This is a genomic window from Vibrio sp. SCSIO 43140 (assembly GCF_023716585.1).
GTDB classification, from domain to species: Bacteria; Pseudomonadota; Gammaproteobacteria; order Enterobacterales; family Vibrionaceae; genus Vibrio; species Vibrio maritimus_B.
This window is the reverse complement of record NZ_CP071850.1, coordinates 982949-1001229: the sequence shown is the minus strand read 5'-3', so window position 1 is coordinate 1001229 and position 18281 is coordinate 982949. Positions and strand designations below refer to the sequence as shown.

The 18281-nt window shown below is 46.0% G+C and carries 17 protein-coding genes, 1 other RNA gene and 1 pseudogene; 8 read left to right on the top strand and 11 right to left on the bottom strand.

Annotated elements, in window-relative coordinates:
- Window positions 1-59: 59 nt before the first annotated feature.
- The 3 genes from J4N45_RS04820 to J4N45_RS04810 form a co-directional block, all read right to left on the bottom strand.
- Entirely contained in the window at window positions 60-686 is a 627-nt protein-coding gene (locus tag J4N45_RS04820; RefSeq protein WP_252013824.1) for a TnsA endonuclease N-terminal domain-containing protein, read from the bottom strand.
- A gap of 121 nt (window positions 687-807) precedes the next feature.
- Window positions 808-904: signal recognition particle sRNA small type (gene ffs / locus J4N45_RS04815), an RNA gene on the bottom strand.
- A gap of 217 nt (window positions 905-1121) precedes the next feature.
- Window positions 1122-1862, bottom strand: coding sequence for a VP0952 family biofilm-associated protein (locus J4N45_RS04810; RefSeq protein ID WP_042474204.1), 741 nt, complete (start codon window positions 1860-1862; stop codon window positions 1122-1124).
- Window positions 1863-1913: 51 nt separating this feature from the next.
- On the opposite strand from J4N45_RS04810, the gene J4N45_RS04805 reads away from it, so the two are divergent.
- Window positions 1914-2216 (top strand): MGMT family protein, encoded by a 303-nt coding sequence (locus J4N45_RS04805; RefSeq protein ID WP_252013823.1) that lies wholly within the window; start codon window positions 1914-1916, stop codon window positions 2214-2216.
- 18 nt (window positions 2217-2234) lie between these two features.
- Here the strand turns inward: J4N45_RS04805 and J4N45_RS04800 are convergent, their stop codons facing one another.
- Window positions 2235-2687, bottom strand: coding sequence for a YbaY family lipoprotein (locus tag J4N45_RS04800; protein WP_252013822.1), 453 nt, complete (start codon window positions 2685-2687; stop codon window positions 2235-2237).
- Between the two features lie 225 nt (window positions 2688-2912).
- Between J4N45_RS04800 and tesB the strand changes: the two genes are divergently transcribed.
- The 3 genes and pseudogenes from tesB to J4N45_RS04785 form a co-directional block, all read left to right on the top strand.
- Window positions 2913-3773, top strand: a complete 861-nt coding sequence (tesB, locus tag J4N45_RS04795; RefSeq protein WP_042474523.1) for an acyl-CoA thioesterase II — start codon at window positions 2913-2915, stop codon at window positions 3771-3773.
- A gap of 89 nt (window positions 3774-3862) precedes the next feature.
- Complete coding sequence (locus tag J4N45_RS04790; protein ID WP_252011666.1) at window positions 3863-4366, top strand: helix-turn-helix domain-containing protein; 504 nt, start codon at window positions 3863-3865, stop codon at window positions 4364-4366.
- Window positions 4366-5205, top strand: a pseudogene (locus J4N45_RS04785) (IS3 family transposase); the annotation flags it as partial. The gene J4N45_RS04790 and the pseudogene J4N45_RS04785, both read left to right, overlap by 1 nt.
- A gap of 48 nt (window positions 5206-5253) precedes the next feature.
- Here the strand turns inward: J4N45_RS04785 and J4N45_RS04780 are convergent.
- The 4 genes from J4N45_RS04780 to J4N45_RS04765 all read right to left on the bottom strand — a co-directional run bounded on the left by J4N45_RS04780 (window position 5254) and on the right by J4N45_RS04765 (window position 9649).
- The gene (locus tag J4N45_RS04780) at window positions 5254-6318 is read right to left on the bottom strand and encodes a YHYH protein (RefSeq protein WP_252013821.1); all 1065 of its coding nucleotides are present in this window, start codon (window positions 6316-6318) and stop codon (window positions 5254-5256) included.
- 108 nt (window positions 6319-6426) lie between these two features.
- Window positions 6427-7890, bottom strand: coding sequence for a coniferyl aldehyde dehydrogenase (locus tag J4N45_RS04775; RefSeq protein ID WP_252013820.1), 1464 nt, complete (start codon window positions 7888-7890; stop codon window positions 6427-6429).
- On the bottom strand, window positions 7891-9066 hold the full coding sequence (locus tag J4N45_RS04770; RefSeq protein ID WP_252013819.1) for an iron-containing alcohol dehydrogenase: 1176 nt from the start codon (window positions 9064-9066) through the stop codon (window positions 7891-7893).
- Window positions 9067-9187: 121 nt separating this feature from the next.
- Window positions 9188-9649 carry an Lrp/AsnC family transcriptional regulator gene (locus tag J4N45_RS04765; RefSeq protein WP_234494204.1) on the bottom strand — a complete coding sequence of 154 codons (462 nt, stop codon included), beginning with the start codon at window positions 9647-9649 and terminating at the stop codon, window positions 9188-9190.
- Window positions 9650-9772: 123 nt separating this feature from the next.
- Between J4N45_RS04765 and J4N45_RS04760 the strand changes: the two genes are divergently transcribed.
- Window positions 9773-10843: a PLP-dependent cysteine synthase family protein gene (locus J4N45_RS04760; protein ID WP_252013818.1), complete on the top strand. Its 1071-nt coding sequence runs from the start codon at window positions 9773-9775 to the stop codon at window positions 10841-10843.
- A gap of 48 nt (window positions 10844-10891) precedes the next feature.
- Here J4N45_RS04760 and J4N45_RS04755 read toward each other — a convergent pair whose 3' ends face one another.
- Both J4N45_RS04755 and J4N45_RS04750 read right to left on the bottom strand, forming a co-directional pair.
- A complete protein-coding gene (locus J4N45_RS04755) occupies window positions 10892-11986 on the bottom strand; it encodes a methyl-accepting chemotaxis protein (RefSeq protein ID WP_286036898.1) in 1095 nt (364 codons plus the stop codon).
- Between the two features lie 388 nt (window positions 11987-12374).
- Window positions 12375-12713, bottom strand: coding sequence for a Grx4 family monothiol glutaredoxin (locus tag J4N45_RS04750; RefSeq protein WP_042474195.1), 339 nt, complete (start codon window positions 12711-12713; stop codon window positions 12375-12377).
- A 298-nt stretch (window positions 12714-13011) separates the two neighbouring features.
- On the opposite strand from J4N45_RS04750, the gene sodB reads away from it, so the two are divergent.
- From sodB to J4N45_RS04735, 3 genes are all read left to right on the top strand, one after another.
- Window positions 13012-13596, top strand: coding sequence for a superoxide dismutase [Fe] (gene sodB / locus J4N45_RS04745; protein WP_252013817.1), 585 nt, complete (start codon window positions 13012-13014; stop codon window positions 13594-13596).
- Window positions 13597-13708: 112 nt separating this feature from the next.
- A complete protein-coding gene (locus tag J4N45_RS04740; RefSeq protein WP_252013816.1) occupies window positions 13709-14212 on the top strand; it encodes a VC2046/SO_2500 family protein in 504 nt (167 codons plus the stop codon).
- 209 nt (window positions 14213-14421) lie between these two features.
- Window positions 14422-15096 carry an SDR family oxidoreductase gene (locus J4N45_RS04735; RefSeq protein WP_252013815.1) on the top strand — a complete coding sequence of 225 codons (675 nt, stop codon included), beginning with the start codon at window positions 14422-14424 and terminating at the stop codon, window positions 15094-15096.
- Between the two features lie 128 nt (window positions 15097-15224).
- Here the strand turns inward: J4N45_RS04735 and adhE are convergent, their stop codons facing one another.
- Window positions 15225-17924, bottom strand: a complete 2700-nt coding sequence (gene adhE, locus J4N45_RS04730) for a bifunctional acetaldehyde-CoA/alcohol dehydrogenase (protein ID WP_252013814.1) — start codon at window positions 17922-17924, stop codon at window positions 15225-15227.
- Window positions 17925-18281: the final 357 nt, after the last annotated feature.

Sequence of the window (18281 nt, the reverse complement as noted above, 5' to 3'; positions counted from 1 at the left end):
TTATTTCAGAATCTTCGTTGTACTCGGGCTCGAACTCGTCATGGAATCGCCCAACCATTTCATCTCACCGAAACAGTTGTACTTCCACTCAACATTGCGATATCTAGATCAACACCGGCTTTTCCTACTGCAATCAGTCTTAAAACAGAAGCGAACACCAGGCCGACGGACTCTCCAATTGAGACGGCTAAATCACTGATTTTCATTGTTTCCTGTGAAATCAGATACGAATGCACTTTGAATGCAAGCTCATCGCCTTCGATACATCCACTATACCGATGTACTAACTCTGAGTTTTTGAGAAAGTACCCATCTCTAATTTGCTTATCAGTCACCAAAACAAGACCAAATCCTCTTCGATTGGCAGCCTCTTTGCGAGCAGCAAATTCTTGTTTAAATGTCTTTGATAACGTTTTCGAATGTGGTTTGACTTCCACATACTTGAATGTACCGTCTATATAGGTGGCTAGGAAATCAGGAGTGTAAGGGCGCTTTTTCCCATGGAAGTCATAGTAGAAGCCCTCTGGCTGAGATTCGTAGTGAACTACATCTGGATCATATTCGAAATGATAGCAGCAGTCTCTCTCCAGACTACCCTCACACATGACAGCATCTCTGTTTTTGAGACTCGAGAATTTGTAGATGTTCTTATTAGGCGATGGCTTGCGAAGATTACGAATATACATATGCGTCCCTTTTGTTGTAACAAAACAACCAAAGTAAGCTTAGGACACTTTATGGTTTTTAAAAGGACAAGTTATGGTTTTATTGGGACAAGTTATGCTTTAAACAACATTTAATGGGTGGAGACCTCAGCCACATCCCGGCACACAAGTCACTCGCTGCGGCTGCTTCCTTCCGGACCTGACCGAGTTCACGAGCTATTGTTGCGAGAGGACCAAGACCTCCATAGATTTTTTTGCTGTTGCCTAAGTGAAGGGTCACTGCTGCAAAGCGTGTGAGGATTATCTGGTATCGCGGCGCTGAATGCAAGGGGTAGCGAGGAAAACTGTTTGCTTTATCTGTTAAGTGCTTACAGATTAATCAAAGCGCCCAACATTCCTGCGGTTGCAAGGCTGTTGAGCGCGTTTATCTCTTCTGCTTTCACACATTATTAGAGGTTAGGTCTCTTGTTGCTCATCATCGATGTTTAAGATGTAGTCGGTCATCCACGCCGTGCCAAGTAGGCATAGCCAAACCACAAAGACTGGCTTAGGAACATCGATGGTAGGCACCACCACTATCGCAGCAAAGCCAACCGTTGGAAGTGTCCAGCAAAGCAGCTTGTTCCATTTAAAGGTTTTAAGCCTGCCCAGACTTTCCATGGATGCGAGCATGCCTGTCATGCAAAGCGAGATTAGCGCTGCGTATGGCAGACCAGCAGCCCATATTGGTAAGATTAAGAACAGTGACCACCAGCTGTGCTCGGTCGAACCCTTCCAGTTTTTCGCAGCGTACCAAGCAACAAAGACCGAGAATGCCTGTACGAGCGTCACCATCGGCGTGCCACCAAGTTTACCTGCAGATTGGGTCAGCATAATCCCAACATTGAGCGTAAGGACGATAAGCCCGACGATGCTGACTATCCAGATATTACTGCGCTTAGAGAACGCGACCATGAAGACGGGTATTAGTATCCAGACCGCCACCGACATAGCGATAGATTGCAGAGGAAGCGTGAGACCGTAAACGACCATGGATGCGAGCAGCATCAGCCCTGCAACACCACCCTGAGGCAATATCCATAGCGCAGGAATCATCACCGCAAGTACGGGAATGTCGCCTTCAGTGACACCTATCGTTCTGGCACAAATCATGGCCAGTAAGCTTGTGATTATGAATTGAAACACCGAAAATACCATAGCTCCCCCAAATACCTTTCCGTGGCAAAAATGAACTAGGACAGTTTCAGTATGGATCAATTTAAGGCGCAAATCTTTGCAGTAATTCACCAAATTCCATTCGGAAAAGTAGCAACTTACGGTCAAATTGCGAAAATGGCCGGCTATCCAGGCTATGCAAGACACGTTGGTAAAGCGCTTGGTGGCTTGCCTGACGGGAGCAGCCTACCCTGGCACCGCGTCATCAACGGTAAAGGAGAAATCTCTCTTAAGGGAGATTCGTTTTTGAGACAGAGATCGATCTTAATGGAAGAAGGTGTCGAGTTTTCAGTGAAGGGGCGCGTGCGCTTGAAAGAGTTCGGTTGGCAGCCGTAAAGCTGCCAACTCGGTCAATTATCTTACGCCCACTAGCAGAAGGTTAACCTGCTCTGTGTTGTTTGTATCCGTGATAACTGGGTAAGAGGTATCTGAGATAAAGCGCAGCTTACCAGCCACTTCAATGCGCGCGCTCACACTGTAGGTATGCTTAGGATTAATGTCTTTTGTGTCATAGCTCAGCTCGAAATCAAAAGGAACCTGCGCACCATCTGTGGTAAAGGTCTGCTCACTAATCACCTTTGCTGCAACATCTTGAAGCGATACATCTTGCAGTTTCACCGTAACTACCGCATCAGCAGGTAACGCGATGCGTTCACGGTAAGCAATTGTGCCTTTTACCGCTGCCATCGTCTCTTTCATCTCAGTTTGCTCACTCGCGGGGGTAGCACTTTCTGTCGATTGAGGAGCGGTTTGGCAACCCACTAAGCCCAACACCATCGCCATTGCACCGATTTGTAGTAATTTCATGAAGCCTCACTTGATAAAGCAGTTACAGAGTATTCGGTCTGCATCATGTTTGTTAAACCGCAGACTAGGTTATGCAATAAAAGATAACAGATTTCATGAAACTCGTAGATGTTCCCTATGAGTTTTGCGGAAAAAACCACTGAATTCCTACAAAAGCAATTGCTTGACGAATCCATCAGTAAAATCCACACTTTGCCCATTGAGACCCACAGAAAAGATCCATCTATGAGCAAACCATTAACTGAACTACTCGAACTTTTGCAATTGGAGCAATTAGAACAAGGACTGTTTAGAGGCCAGAGCCAACACTTAGGCTTACCACAAGTCTATGGTGGTCAGGTTATCGGTCAGGCATTGTCGGCAGCTCGCTATACGGTAGAAGAAGACCGCACGGTACACTCTTTCCACAGCTACTTTCTCTATCCTGGCGATCCTCTAAAGCCAATCATCTATGATGTCGAGAACCTAAGAGATGGACGAAGCTTTAGCACACGACGCGTCAAAGCGATTCAAAACGGACGCCCTATTTTCTATCTCACTGCGAGCTACCACTGTGAAGCGCCAGGCTTTGAGCACCAAAATACCATGCCAGAAGTCCCTGGACCGGAGAACTTTGCTTCGGAGTCTGAGTTAGCAATGCGTATTGCTGACTTTTTGCCAGAGCAAATCCGTGAAGTATTCTGCAGTGAGGAGGCGATTGAAGTTCGCCCAGTTCATGTGGTCAACCCGTTGAAACCTGAGAAGATTGAGCCAAAGCAATACCTTTGGATTCGAGCAAACGGTGAAGTGCCAAATAACGAGCTAATTCACCAGTACGTGCTTGGCTATGCCTCTGACTGGCGCTTCTTAACGACGGCACTCCATCCGCATGGTGTATCCATTTTTGCGCCTAAGTTCCAAATGGCAACTATCGATCACTCAATGTGGTTCCACCGCCCTGTGAACACCAACGAATGGCTGCTTTATGCCATCGACAGCCCGAATGCGAGTAACTCACGTGGCTTAGTAAGAGGTGAAATCTATAATCAAAAAGGTGAACTCGTAGCATCGACATCGCAAGAAGGTGTGCTGCGCTTTAACGACTGAGCCTTATCAACGATTTACTGAATAAACGCCTTATCGTCGATTGAACTGACCCCCAATAGTTGGACATTCCAATTACTGGGGGTCTTTTTATGTCCAAACACCACAGAGCATTCAAGCTAAAATTGGCTAAGTATGCACAACACGAGGGGTCAAGAGCTCTTGCCCTTAAATTCGGAGTATCGTCAGACCAAATTCGTTATTGGGTGTCGGTTTATCAAATTCATGGGGAAAATAGCTTTCGTCACGAGCAAGCTCCCTATAGTCAAGACTTTAAACTAGAAGTTCTAAAGACTATGCGTATTAATAACTGGTCCTTAAGATATACCAGTGCTTACTTTGATTTATCGTCTCCAGGGATACTATTTCAATGGCAAAAGCTTTATGCTCAGCAGGGTATATCCCGGCTTAAACCACAGAAAAAAGGCAGACCTTGCATGACAAACCACTCTCTTAAACCTAAGCCATCTGAGCAGATGACAGAGAAAGAACTAAGAGAGGAACTTGAGTATTTACGTGCAGAGAATGCTGTCCTAAAAAAGTTAGAGGCCTTGGCTCAAGCCAAAAAGAAAAAAGCAAAGCAAAGACACTCGTAGTCGATGAGCTCAAGGCAAAGTACCGCTTGCACCATTTACTCAAAGCTACTGGGTTAGCCCGAAGTGTGTATTACTATCATCGTAATACAACACAGGAGTCATACTCTGAATCGAGTTTAAAAAGGCAAATACGTGATATCTATCAGCAACACAAAGGGCGCTATGGATATCGCAGAATCACATGCACCTTGAGGAAGGCAGGCATGGTGATTAACCATAAACGAGTTCAACGTCTTATGATTGAGCTTGGTCTTAGGTCCAAGGTCAGGCCCAAGAGATACAAATCATACAAAGGCGAAGTTGGGCGGATCGCTTCGGACTTATTAAAAAGAGAATTCAATGCCAACAAACCGAACCAAAAGTGGGTAACGGATGTGACCGAGTTTAAAGTCGATGGTCAGAAGGTTTATCTATCACCCGTTATCGACTTATTCAACCGAGAAGTCGTGAGTTATGAGGTGCGTAAGTCAGCAGCATTACCCTTGGTCACTGACATGATAAAAAAGGCGATAAAGACACTTAAAAAGCATGAGAATCCCATCGTGCATTCAGACCAAGGTTGGCAGTATCAAAATAAGGCGTATCAAAACCATCTCAAGAAGAAAGGGCTCGCTCAAAGTATGTCTAGAAAAGGGAATTGCTTAGACAATGCGGTTGCTGAGAACTTCTTCGGAATACTCAAGACAGAGATGTATCATAACGAAGTCTTTAAAAGTGCAGATGAACTGATTGAAAGAATTAGAGAATACATAGACTATTACAATAACGAACGAATTAAGCTGAAGTTAAAAGGCCTGAGTCCGATAGCATATCGAAATCAAGCCTTAGCAGCCGCTTAGAAATGAGTCCAACTTTATGGGGTCAGTTCAGATAAGGCGTTTTGTTTTCTAGTGCGCATGGCTTCTGATTTGAGCGTTAGCGCCAAACGAGCTGTCCACGTCGCCTTTAAAGCAGTTCAGCACCCACGGAAATGCATTCGTGACGTAGTAACCGTACTGTCCCTCTACCGTCATCCCGTTGCACTCATCGAGCGAGCCAAGTGCAACGACGTACTCGTAGTCACCACGAAATTGACCATCGTAGCTGTTACTCACCGCACTGCCGCCAGCAACTGGGGTGGTATATCCTGCCACTGCCTGCCTAATACCTGACTTCAACTGATAGCTCGATGTTGCTGCCTTAACAACGCCATCCGCGGGGTCTCTGTAACAGCTTCCATAAATGGGAAAACCATCAGCTGCAAAGCCGATGACGGGTGATGGTTCACCTCCCTCACAATCTTGTTCAAACATCGCCATAGGATTGCCGTGATAATGGTATGTACCGTCTGGCTGAACATGCGCATGATGCTCATCGGTACCAAATCGATTCAAAGAGGACATAGGGTCAAAACGCCATGGGTTATCGATCTGATCTTGGTCACATCCGGTTTTTTCATTGCCGACGCCGTAGCAAGCCGCTGCTAAGAGGTCGACTTTTACGCCGTTGAGCAAAATCGCTTCAGAGACTGGTAGGCTCAACTCTGTGACCGTCGCCGATGCACTGGGTGAGGCATCAAACTCATATTGCTGAGATTGCTCAGAGACATTGGTGGCAAATGAGGCCGACGCATCGTTGAAATCGTGATTAGGGATGCCATTTGACTGAACGATACAATGCGTACCGGAGGATTGAACCGAGATGCTACCTGTGAAGCTAGCACTGCGCTGTATATCTTCTACATTGGATGTGTAGTCGCCGGTATATTGCTCACAATCACCATTAGTATTGGTGAATAGAGTGTCTGTGATGTCACTGCTAGATGCAGGCGTTTCGCCCCCCACAGTGTTGCTATTACCCGAATCATCAGAAGCGCCAGAGCTTTCATCTCCACCTCCCCCACAGCCAAGTAAGGTGCCGGCCACTAGCAAAGAGATCATTGAAAGCTTTAGGGTTCCTTGTTGCTTTCGCATATTACACGTCCTGTGTTATTGATATGTTAACGGACAGTGTAAGGGAAAAGTGACTGAGTGCCACGTTGTTTACGTCACTTTACTTAGCGGCACTCAATATGGAGGTTTCTACTTATTTGCTTTGGGCTTCTTAATGCTTGGATACTTGCCTAGCTTTCTATTAATCAGATAGTTAATGACACGCTTGGCAAAACCTGAGTACGGTGAATACAAGAATCCAGTCGATGCCCATTTCCCCTGTTGCATCACTGGACGCATTTTAGAGAGGGTTTCAAAGCCTTCTTTTCCATGATAGTGCCCCATACCACTCGGTCCAACGCCGCCAAACGGCAGGTCGTGTTGCGCGACATGCATCATCACCTCATTGATGGTAAAAGCACCTGACATGGTGTTTTCCATTACTGCTGATTGAAGCTCTTTATCATCGGAAAACAGATAGAGTGCGAGAGGTCGATCTCGTTCGCCGATAAAGTGATAGACATCATCCATCGATTTGTAGGTAATGATTGGTAGAATCGGTCCAAAGATCTCACGTGTCATTACTGCCTCATCCGCTGAAGGCTCTACGACCAAATGAAGAGGAAAACGGCGTGACTCAGGATCAGGCTCACTGGCGGGGGTCAGGTTAATCACCTCTCCTTGCCCCTCTTTAGCCTGTTCCAAGGTCTCTTGTAGACGCTCGAACGACACCGCATCAATCACCGCCGTATAGTCCGGATGATCAATTGACTTGAATCTCCCTTTCATGATCGACTTCGCCGCTTTCACTACTTGTTTGACCTTATCTTCAGGCACCAACAGGTAATCTGGCGCAACACAGGTCTGTCCCGCGTTGTATACTTTGCCGCCCAAGATCCGCTTCATCGCCTTTTTGATATCAAAGTCCGGACCGATAATGGTCGGAGACTTGCCACCGAGTTCTAGTGTAACTGGCGTTAGATTCTCAGCCGCTGCTGCCATCACTTTGCGACCCGTAGCCCCTGAGCCGGTGAAGATCATATGGTCAAACGGCAGTTTTGCGAACGCTTGCCCTGTACCACCCGTTTCGGCAATAAAGCAGATTTCATCTTGCGTAAACGCCGTCGAGAAGATCTCTCCGAGCGTTTGGCAAAGGTTCATCGAGTTCTCCGACATCTTAACCATTACTCGATTACCAGCGGCCAGAGCCGCCGTCATTGGACCGATAGCTAAGAATAGCGGGTAGTTCCAAGGCACGATAATACCGACCACGCCTAAAGGCTGAGGAACCACTTTGTTCTTCGCTGGCCAAAACCAAACTGAGGTATGACGCTTTTTTTCACGCATCCATTTTTTGAGCTGTTTACGCGCATCGACAATGCCTTCAATGGATGAAAACAATTCGAGCAGAGCCGTTTCTGTTGATGATCTGTGACCGAAGTCTTTCGCAATTGCCTCACAGATCGCCGCCTGATTATCTCTAAGCACCTTTTCAAGCTTGAGTAAGTTCGCCCTTCTGAGTTCACGACTAATGAACGGCGCCTCTTTGAACGCCGACTGCTGCTCACGGAGTCGCTCTATCATTTGTTGTTCGTCTAGGGTGACCATGCTCATTTATTGTGCTCCTTTATCGAGTAACGCTTCTAATAGTTGTTGGCATTGTTGAACATTCATTTCTTCTGGTACTGGGTATTCACCGAAGGCTTCTTTAATAGCTTGCTTGGCAAGAGCCGGGATGTCTTCTTTCTGAAGCTCAACGACATATTTTGGTATATCGAGCGCGTCCAGAAGACCCTCGACCTCTTGGATAAATGCCTCACTGTGTTTATAACCTAGGGTCAGCGCCAGCGTTGTCAGCCTGTCGTTATCTCTCTGTTCTATAAACTTGAGGACATGGGGCAGAACCATGGCGTTGGCACGACCATGAGGAACGTGGTAAAACGCACCCAACTGGTGCGCGATGGCATGTACATAGCCGATGTAGGTGCGAGTAAACGCAAGCCCAGCTTCAAAGCTGGCCACCGCCATCTTTTCACGCGCCTCAGAGTCACTGCCGTCAAGGTACGCTTTAGGCAGATACTCAAATACCGCCTTTATCGCGTTTAGAGACATAGTTTGAGTCTCTGTATTGGCATAGAGACTTAAGTAAGACTCTATCGCATGGGTTAAGGCATCTACCCCTGTCTCTGCGGTAATTTGAGGCGGCAAACCCAGCATAATATCAGGGTCCAGAACCGCAGCTTTAGGCACCAAAAATGGGTCGGTAATCGCTCGCTTAGTTTTGGATTCAACATCACTGACAACGGCTGCGACAGTGCCCTCTGAACCTGTCCCGGCCGTGGTTGGAATGGCTATCAAGGGCATAATCGGGCGATGAATTTTGAGAAGACCGGGCAGCTTCGCCACGTCTTTTTTGGTTTTTACGCTTCCAGCGATGGCTTTGGCACAATCAATCGGCGAGCCTCCACCAAACGCGATAACCCCATCACAGCCGTTGGCTTGATACTGTTTAACGCCTGCTCGCACAGTCGCGTAGTCGGGATCAGGCTTTACCTCATCAAAAATGGACGCGTTAATGCCAGCGTTCTCCAATGACGCCAACATGCCATCCAACAAACCAAGACCGAGCAACACCTTATCCGTGACGACAAGCGGTTTTGATACTGAGTATTGCTGGCAATATTTGGCCACATCAAGCACCTTCCCATGCCCAACAATACATTCAGGCTTAGGCACCGGTACCATTTTGATAAAGGGCTTTTTAACCGACACCAATACTTGATGCAACATAAACACTCCTTGTGTGTAGCCAGCAATCTCAGTCTATGAACTCATGTAGTTACACTAGGTTATAGAGTGATTACTCGGCGCTGGCAAGGATACGTGGCTTAAGTTGAGAACTACTACCAAATCAACGTATTGGCAGTGCTGTGGTGTATTTTAGTGGCTCCATCGCAAAGGTAGATGTCACATTGGACAGCCCATCTATGCTATTGACGAGCTTTTTGTAGAACTCATCGAAACACTTCATATCTTTCACCAACACCTTCATCATGTAATCGTACTCACCCGCCATACGATAGAACTCCATCACTTCGGGGAACAAAGACACCGTTTCCACAAATGCTTTATACCACTCATGAGAGTGATTGGTGGTTTTAATCTGTACGAACGCCGTGAATGATAAACCCAGCTTTTCTGGGTCCAGCAACGCTACCCGCTTATCGATCACGCCGCTCTCTTCAAGCTTCTTAAGTCGCTTCCAACAAGGTGTAGTGGTGAGGTTAACCGCTTCGGCTAACTCGTTTAGCGACAAGGTCCCATCTTGTTGCAGTAGGGACAGTAGCTTCTTATCTGTACTATCTATATCCAAAACAGCTCCAATGTAGAAAAATTTTCTACCAATTAGCGAAATTGAAGTAAATATAGCAAAGTTTTTCTCTCTATCTGTAGGTAAATTATCACCATGCCAATCACAAAGTAGGAAACCAAGACGATGTGTACTGATCACCAATGGATTAACAACGCTGTTCGCAAAATTGAAGCTGACTTCCAGCGCTCGGCAGATACTCACCTGATCAAACTTGATCTCCCTAGTATTGAAGGGATCGACGTTTATCTAAAAGACGAAAGCACACATCCAACTGGCTCACTAAAACACCGCCTAGCCCGCTCGCTATTTTTATATGCGATCTGTAATGGCTGGATTGGTCCTGAGACCACTGTGATTGAATCATCATCAGGCAGCACTGCCGTATCAGAAGCCTACTTTGCTCGTCTACTTGGTTTACCCTTTATTGCAGTGATGCCAAAGTGCACCGCGCGTAAGAAAATTGAACAGATTGAATTCTATGGTGGTAAAGCACATCTTGTAGACCGCTCTGATCAGATTTACGCAGAATCTCGCCGATTGGCAGAAGAGCTAAACGGCCACTACATGGATCAGTTTACTTACGCTGAGCGCGCAACGGATTGGCGTGGTAACAACAACATTGCGAACTCTATCTTTAGTCAGATGGAGCTAGAGGACCATCCGATTCCATCTTGGGTGGTAATGAGTCCTGGTACAGGCGGTACGTCGGCTACAATTGGTCGCTTTATTCGCTATCAAAAGCACGATACTAAGCTATGCGTTGTTGACCCAGAGAACTCTGTTTTCCATGACTACTTTAAGACAGGTAACGCGCAGATTACCGGTGATTGTGGCAGCAAAATTGAAGGCATTGGTCGCCCTCGCGTTGAACCAAGCTTTATTCCAGGCGTGGTTGATGAGATGCGTACCATCCCAGATGCGGCAAGTATTGCAACCATCCATTGGCTGGAAAAAACGCTAGGTCGCAAGGTGGGTGCATCGACTGGTACTAACCTATACGGTGTGTTGCAGCTGGCAAGCGAGATGAAAAGACGTGGTGACACTGGCTCTATTGTCACTTTGCTGTGTGATAGTGGTGAGCGCTACCTAGATACTTACTACAACAGTGAGTGGATTAATAACAATATTGGGGATTTGCAACCTTACCTAGACAAGCTCGAAGTATTCGAAGCGACAGGTGAGCTTGCAGAGTAACTAACCTCAGTTGGCAGGGAGTGATAATTCACTCCCTTTTTTTGCCTGTTACTTTTGCGCGTATGAGGTTTTCACTTTCTCTTGCGCCGTTGCGATGTACGAAACAAGGTCACGATACGCCATATCCATTTGGTCAATCATGTCTGAATCGTTACTGCCTTGCTCTACTAGCCGCAATCCGTCGTGCAGTGCCGTCGCCTTAACATAGAAATACTCTAAAGGCCCACCAGGGGATGCAAGCTGCTGCGTCTCTTCATGACTCGCTATCACCTGACCAAAAATGGTCTCACTTTCAGCAAGCTCAAGCAAACTCGCATCATAATCTGCCCCAATCAGCTTGGAGTGCGCCGTTGCCCACATATTCGTGTACTGCGCGATAGCACTGGACGCGTAGATATCGACCGTAGTGGTATAGATGACGTCGACCGTGTCAGAAGAAAGAGACAAAATGGACTGGGTATCTTGAACTATGTCCGAAGCACCTTTGGAGGCTTCGGCAACTTGCGACGAGACCAATTCGATATTCTCGCCCGCCTTGTTGGTGCTTCCTTCTATACGTTCGACCAATCCCGAGATCTCACTTGCCGCTTCATTCGCACGCCCAGCTAGTGAACGAACCTCGTCAGCGACCACAGCGAACCCACGACCGTGCTCTCCTGCCCTTGCTGCTTCAATAGCAGCATTAAGCGCAAGTAAGTTGGTTTGTTCTGAAATCTGATGAATGATACTGATAAACTGAGTGATATCCCCTGTCAGCACTTGTAGTGCCGCCACCGTCTCTTTGCTCGCATTAGAAGATTGCGAGACCTGATCGAGCGATTGATACATCTCTTCAAGCTGCTGCTGTGTCGCGTCAAACACACCAAGGTTCGCCTGAAGCTGATCACTTTGATGGATGAGCTGATTATTCGCCTGTTCAATATTGCTCGTCGCACCCACCAGCTGGGAAGTAACAGAGCTCAAAAACAGTCGAGAGCGCTGTTTCTGTTTATCTAGTTGCGCTGCTAGTTTTCGTATTTGCTGATCTTTTTGAACTAACTCTTGCTGCAACTGCTCGACTTGGCAAGCGAAGGTGTCTTTCTGTTCGGATTCAGATAGCAATTGCTGTTGGAGTTGAGTGAGTTGTTTTTTGGATGCAAACATATGACCACTTATCTTTTACTGCTTTCTTTATCGTTGTTGTTTTCTAACGGTAGCATTGGTGAGGGAAATATAAATGGCTTGAAGGGTAAGTTGTGATGAGGGGTAGCTGGTATCACCCTATTAGGGTATGGACTTGGGGTGGTTTGGTGGAGTGTTTTTTGGTGTGGGGAATGGGTTTGGGGATTGGTGGGTGGTTTGGGTTTCGCGTTTACCCCCTCTAGCTCCCACTTATAAAGGGGGAGAACAACATGCTAGCTCCTATCGTCGCATCGCCTATTTAACTAAGTGAAGCGCAGCGAGCTTTTGTTCCTCCCCTTACTAAGGGGAGGCTAGGAGGGGTCAAGCGAAGCGTGCTCTTAAGCTCTTTAGAGCTCAATCAGAAGAAGACTTAAGCGTCTCCTTCCTCTGCATTGCGTGCCGCAGCTTCTTTAATGATTGGCTGAAGTTCGCCTTTTTGGAACATCTCTACGATGATGTCACAGCCGCCGATTAGCTCGCCTTCAACCCATAGTTGAGGGAAAGTTGGCCATTGAGCGTACTTTGGTAGCTCTGCGCGGATGTCTGGGTTTTGTAGGATGTCTACATAAGCAAATTTTTCGCCACAAGCCATTAGTGCCTGAGCTGCTTGTGAAGAAAAGCCACAGCTCGGCAATTTAGGTGAACCTTTCATGTAAAGAAGAATTGTGTTTTCTTCAATTTGCTGTTTGATTTTATCGATCGTTTCCATTGCTTCCTCGAAATGCTTGTACTGCGAATGTGTTCACATTCTAGCGAATCGTCACAGAATAAAAAGCACAATAATATTGTGGTTATACTATTGTAGCTAAGATGTGATGCACGCTACCTAAACCCAAGCTATCAAGGGCTAGGTAAACAAAACATCACAATTAATTTATCACCAACTCTTTTAATAAAGTAAAAACTTGCTAAAATAGCAAGCAGTCAGTCAACACACGACTCAATAAAAAATATACTTGGAAGCAATCAGGGTAAAAACCCGCTAATAATCAATGGAGAAGCGAGCAATGGCATTCGAACTACCAGCACTTCCTTATGCGAAAGACGCTCTAGAACCACACATCTCAGCAGAAACACTAGATTTCCACCACGGTAAGCACCACAACACTTACGTTGTTAAACTAAACGGTCTTATCCCTGGCACTGAGTTTGAAGGTAAAACACTTGAAGAAATCGTTAAGACGTCTTCTGGTGGTGTATTCAACAACGCTGCTCAAATCTGGAACCACACGTTCTACTGGCACTGTCTAGCGCCTAACGCTGGCGGCGAGCCAACTGGTGCAGTTGCTGACGCAATCAACGGTGCATTCGGTTCATTCGAAGACTTCAAAGCGAAGTTCACTGATTCTGCAATCAACAACTTCGGTTCATCTTGGACTTGGCTAGTTAAGAAAGCTGACGGTTCTCTAGACATCGTTAACACGTCTAACGCAGCAACTCCACTAACAGAAGAAGGTGTGACTCCGCTACTAACAGTAGACCTATGGGAACACGCTTACTACATCGATTACCGTAACGTTCGTCCAGACTACATGAATGGCTTCTGGGCACTAGTTAACTGGGCATTCGTAGAAGAAAACCTAGCTAAGTAATCCGCTCCTTACCGAGTTTTTCTTAAAGACCTGTTAATACAGGTCTTTTTTTATTTTATCTCTAAAGCTCTCTATGCCCCTGCCGATAAAGTCTCTGTAACGAGAGGACTTTATGCAAATTCATCATTTAGACAAAGCCAATTTAATCAACGAGCTACAGTGTGGTACGTCGCTTAATCGCGCCGTAGAGCAAGGTAGACGCGCGGACTTTGCGTTGATGTTGTCTATGTTCTCTCAAGACTCTCGTGAAACATCAGTCACTGAAGATGTTGATACCAAGATTACTGATGAAGCAATATTGAGAAAACGCTTCGACGTCCCTACCGCACAAAAACTGCAAGGCGAACTTGATGACTACGAGGTCTCTGCCAGTATCGCTAAGCAGTTTCATGATGGCGGCCTACCTAGCGCGAAGCTGCAGCACTACAGTCGACCAGAACCGCTCAACTATGCCCCTGTGGATACTCACGGCCTTGCCGAGGAGGTATACCACAACCTTTCTGGTCATACTCGCCGTCAGCTTGGTCAAAAGTCTGCTCCGAAACCTACAATCGATATTCTCTACAACCAGTTATCCACCGCGCATCGTAAGGACGGATTGTCTATCCACCTTTAACCCCTATTTTTTAGTGGTTTCTAATGTAACGCTGTCCAGTTTTTCCGTACAGAGTGTGATTTATCGCTAAAATAACGGTTTGATATTTTTCCTATCCACAAAAACTTGAAGTTATTCACATTTGACTCACAGTTTTTCTACCAAGTTATTACTTCAGGGGAATGGCATTTCGCCAAACTGTATCCGAAACCGGCACTTTCGGGGTAACTATGATCATTAAAAATTCGGTAGTTTTGATTACATCTGCTGGTACCAGCTTAGGTGCAATGATTGCACTGCATTTCGCACGCCTTGGTGCAAACCTGGTGCTTTGCGATAAAGACAACAATGCGCTCAGCGCCACATTCCGGCGTTGCCAAGAAGTCACGGAGCTCGTCACTAAGGTTCACATTACCGACATGACACCCAGCTCGATAGAAAGCATTTTCGATGACATAGAAACCCATGTCGGCAGACCACCCAATGTCTTGGTTAATCACTGGACATCACTACCGAAACAATCACTGACCGATGTCAGTGATAGCAACAAGTTTATCAACCAATTTTCGCTGCTCGCATCCAGTCTCTTTTTGTTTGGGCAAGTTGCTGCAGACAGGATGTCAGAAAAGCACTCAGGCGTTATCGTCAATGTGGTCGCTCAAGAGCCTGAGCAGTGCTTTACCGATTTAGACAACACCTCTTCTATTGTCACTGGCTTTACCAAAAGCTGGGCTCGTGAGCTCAAGCCACGCAATATTCGTGTCGGTGGCGTGATTCCAGTGAGCTCTCATGGCTATCACATTGATGCTAACTGGTCGCGGATCCAGGATGAGTTAACAAGAACGACCGAATACATTGTCAGCAATGACTACTTCAGTGGTCGCGTGGTAAGTGCAGAGGCATAGTGGGTGCAAAAGCGCAATCATCACTCCTTTTTCTGAATCAAACGCATAAAAAAAGCCCCTTCATTTCTGAAGGGGCTTTACTAATTTTCCCGAATTAGATTTCGTGCTAGCGAAAATCTACTACTGAATTAAGCTTCAGCTTTCTCTTTTTTAGCTTTAGCAGCTGGCTTCGCTTCTTGGTCTGCTTTCTTCTTGATAACAGTTGTACCTTCGAAAGTTTCGCCTTCAACGAATGCGTTACCGTAGTAAGCCGCTTTCAGAACTTCTTTAAGCTCAGAGATTAGTGGGTAACGTGGGTTCGCACCAGTACATTGGTCATCGAACGCTTCAACCGCTAGCTCATCAAGCTTAGCTAGGAAGTCAGACTCAGCAACACCTGCAGCTTGGATAGAAGTTGGGATGTCTAGATCTTTCTTAAGCTCTTCCAACCATGCTAGTAGACGTTCAATCTTCTGAGCAGTACGGTCACCAGCTTGGCTTAGGCCTAGGTGGTCAGCGACTTCAGCGTAACGACGACGTGCTTGTGGACGGTCGTATTGAGAGAACGCAGTTTGCTTAGTTGGGTTGTCGTTTGCGTTGTAACGAACAACGTTAGAGATTAGTAGTGCGTTCGCCAGACCGTGTGGTAGGTGGAACTCAGCACCAATCTTGTGAGCCATTGAGTGACAAACACCTAGGAATGCGTTCGCAAATGCTACACCAGCGATAGTTGCCGCGTTGTGTACTTTTTCACGAGCGATTGGGTCGTTTGCACCGTTCGCGTAGCTTGAAGGTAGGTACTCTTTCAGCATCTTAAGTGCTTGTAGAGCCTGACCGTCAGAGTATTCGTTCGCTAGAACTGATACGTAAGCTTCTAGAGCGTGAGTTACTGCATCGTAACCACCAAATGCTGTTAGAGACTTAGGCATGTTCATAACAAGGTTCGCGTCAACGATAGCCATGTTAGGAGTTAGTTCGTAGTCAGCTAGTGGGTACTTGGCACCAGTCTCGTCGTCTGTAACAACTGCGAATGGAGTAACTTCAGAACCAGTACCAGATGTTGTAGTGATACATACAAGCTCAGCTTTTTGACCCATTTTAGGGAACTTGTAGATACGTTTACGGATGTCCATAAAGCGCATTGCAAGCTCTTCGAAGTGAGTTTCTGGGTGCTCGTACATTACCCACATGATCTTAGCAGCATCCATCGGAGAACCACCACCTAGAGCGATGATTACGTCTGGTTGGAAGCTTTGCATTGCTTCAGCACCTTTCTTAACAACAGATAGCGTTGGATCCGCTTCTACGTCGAAGAAAGTTTGAACTTCCATGCCTTGAGCTTTAAGAAGTTTCACTACTTCATCACTGTAACCGTTGTTGAATAGAAAACGGTCAGTTACTAGGAATACGCGCTTCTTACCTTCTAGATCGCTAAGAGCGATTGGAAGGCTACCACGACGGAAGTAGATAGACTTAGGTAGTTTGTGCCACAACATGTTTTCAGCTCGCTTCGCTACAGTTTTCTTGTTGATTAGGTGTTTAGGACCTACGTTCTCAGAGATAGAGTTACCACCCCAAGAACCACAACCTAGAGTTAGAGAAGGCGCTACGTTGAAGTTGTAAAGGTCACCGATACCACCGTGAGTAGTTGGGATGTTTACAAGGATACGTGCAGTCTTCATCTTGTCACCGAAGTAACGGATGCGGTCAGCGTTAACGTCTTGGTTTGTGTACAGACCAGATGTGTGACCGATACCACCGATTTCAACCATAGTTACTGCTTGAGCAACTGCGTCTTCGAAATCGTCAGCACGGAATAGACCTAGAGTTGGAGATAGTTTCTCGTGAGCAAATGCGTCGTCGTAAGAAACTTTACCTAGACCTTCACCAACTAGAACTTTAGTGTCAGCTGGAACTTTAACGCCTGCCATCTCAGCGATTGCTGGAGCTGGTTGACCTACGATCTTAGCGTTAAGGTTGCCGTCGATTAGAAGTACTTTACGTACTTTTTCAGCTTCAGCTTTGCTTAGAACGTATGCTTTGTGAGAAGCGAAACGCTCTTTAACTTCGTCGTATACAGAATCAACAACGATTGCAGCCTGTTCAGAAGCACAAACTACGCCGTTATCGAATGTTTTAGACATAAGGATAGAAGCTACTGCACGTTTAACGTCAGCAGTTTCGTCGATAACTACAGGAACGTTACCTGCACCTACACCGATTGCTGGCTTACCAGAAGAGTAAGCTGCTTTAACCATGCCTGGACCACCAGTTGCAAGGATAAGAGCGATGTCGTCGTGCTTCATAAGAGCGTTAGAAAGCTCTACAGATGGTTGGTCGATCCAACCGATGATGTCTTTTGGAGCACCTGCTGCTACTGCTGCATCTAGAACCAGTTTAGCTGCGTCGTTAGTAGAGTTCTTCGCACGTGGGTGTGGCGAGAAGATGATACCGTTACGAGTCTTCAAAGAGATTAGAGATTTGAAGATTGCAGTAGAAGTTGGGTTAGTTGTTGGTACGATACCGCAGATGATGCCTACAGGCTCAGCGATAGTCATAGTGCCTAGGTTGTCGTCTTCTTCAAGAATGCCACAAGTTTGCTCGTCTTTGTACTTGTTGTAGATGAACTCAGACGCGAAGTGGTTCTTGATAACTTTGTCTTCAACGATACCCATTCCAGACTCTTCAACCGCTTGTTGTGCAAGAGGAATACGAGCTTGGTTAGCTGCTAGAGATGCTGCGCGGAAAATCTTGTCTACTTGCTCTTGCGAGTAAGTTGCAAATTCTGCTTGTGCCGCTTTAACGCGTGCAACCATTGCATCTAGTTCAGCCATATTTGTTACAGGCATAAGGAATCTCCTAAAATAAAAAAACTAAAAACTTTTTAGTAAGTTAGCTACTTCTGCTAATGAATCACTTAACAACAGAACAACTCTACTTAGTAAACTGCTTTCAGAGCTGAGTATAATCTTTCACGCTATGAAAAAAATTGACTCAGATCAGATCTGAAAAGTAATTTACCTACATAGTAGTAACCCCAAAGGGTTGCGTGACGTAACTTATTGTTTTAATTGATGTTACCCAAGTAAAATACCAAGCTCAAAAAAGCACCATTCAGTATTTTTTTTTCATAACACCTAACAATTGTGTAAAAAAGTTTCACTTTTGTACGGCAAAGACAAGTAAAACGTCACCCTCGTGCTACT

Excerpts from the sequence above, each read along its gene's own strand:
- J4N45_RS04755 (WP_286036898.1), bottom strand. The coding sequence starts at position 11,986 with ATGTTTGCATCCAAAAAACAACTCACTCAACTCCAACAGCAATTGCTA.
- J4N45_RS04780 (WP_252013821.1), bottom strand. The coding sequence starts at position 6,318 with ATGCGAAAGCAACAAGGAACCCTAAAGCTTTCAATGATCTCTTTGCTA.
- J4N45_RS04740 (WP_252013816.1), top strand. The coding sequence starts at position 13,709 with ATGCAAATTCATCATTTAGACAAAGCCAATTTAATCAACGAGCTACAG.
- J4N45_RS04800 (WP_252013822.1), bottom strand. The coding sequence starts at position 2,687 with ATGAAATTACTACAAATCGGTGCAATGGCGATGGTGTTGGGCTTAGTG.
- J4N45_RS04805 (WP_252013823.1), top strand. The coding sequence starts at position 1,914 with ATGGATCAATTTAAGGCGCAAATCTTTGCAGTAATTCACCAAATTCCA.
- adhE (WP_252013814.1), bottom strand. The coding sequence starts at position 17,924 with ATGCCTGTAACAAATATGGCTGAACTAGATGCAATGGTTGCACGCGTT.
- J4N45_RS04750 (WP_042474195.1), bottom strand. The coding sequence starts at position 12,713 with ATGGAAACGATCGATAAAATCAAACAGCAAATTGAAGAAAACACAATT.
- J4N45_RS04760 (WP_252013818.1), top strand. The coding sequence starts at position 9,773 with ATGTGTACTGATCACCAATGGATTAACAACGCTGTTCGCAAAATTGAA.
- tesB (WP_042474523.1), top strand. The coding sequence starts at position 2,913 with ATGAGCAAACCATTAACTGAACTACTCGAACTTTTGCAATTGGAGCAA.
- J4N45_RS04735 (WP_252013815.1), top strand. The coding sequence starts at position 14,422 with ATGATCATTAAAAATTCGGTAGTTTTGATTACATCTGCTGGTACCAGC.
- J4N45_RS04770 (WP_252013819.1), bottom strand. The coding sequence starts at position 9,066 with ATGTTGCATCAAGTATTGGTGTCGGTTAAAAAGCCCTTTATCAAAATG.
- J4N45_RS04820 (WP_252013824.1), bottom strand. The coding sequence starts at position 686 with ATGTATATTCGTAATCTTCGCAAGCCATCGCCTAATAAGAACATCTAC.
- J4N45_RS04775 (WP_252013820.1), bottom strand. The coding sequence starts at position 7,890 with ATGAGCATGGTCACCCTAGACGAACAACAAATGATAGAGCGACTCCGT.
- sodB (WP_252013817.1), top strand. The coding sequence starts at position 13,012 with ATGGCATTCGAACTACCAGCACTTCCTTATGCGAAAGACGCTCTAGAA.
- J4N45_RS04790 (WP_252011666.1), top strand. The coding sequence starts at position 3,863 with ATGTCCAAACACCACAGAGCATTCAAGCTAAAATTGGCTAAGTATGCA.
- J4N45_RS04810 (WP_042474204.1), bottom strand. The coding sequence starts at position 1,862 with ATGGTATTTTCGGTGTTTCAATTCATAATCACAAGCTTACTGGCCATG.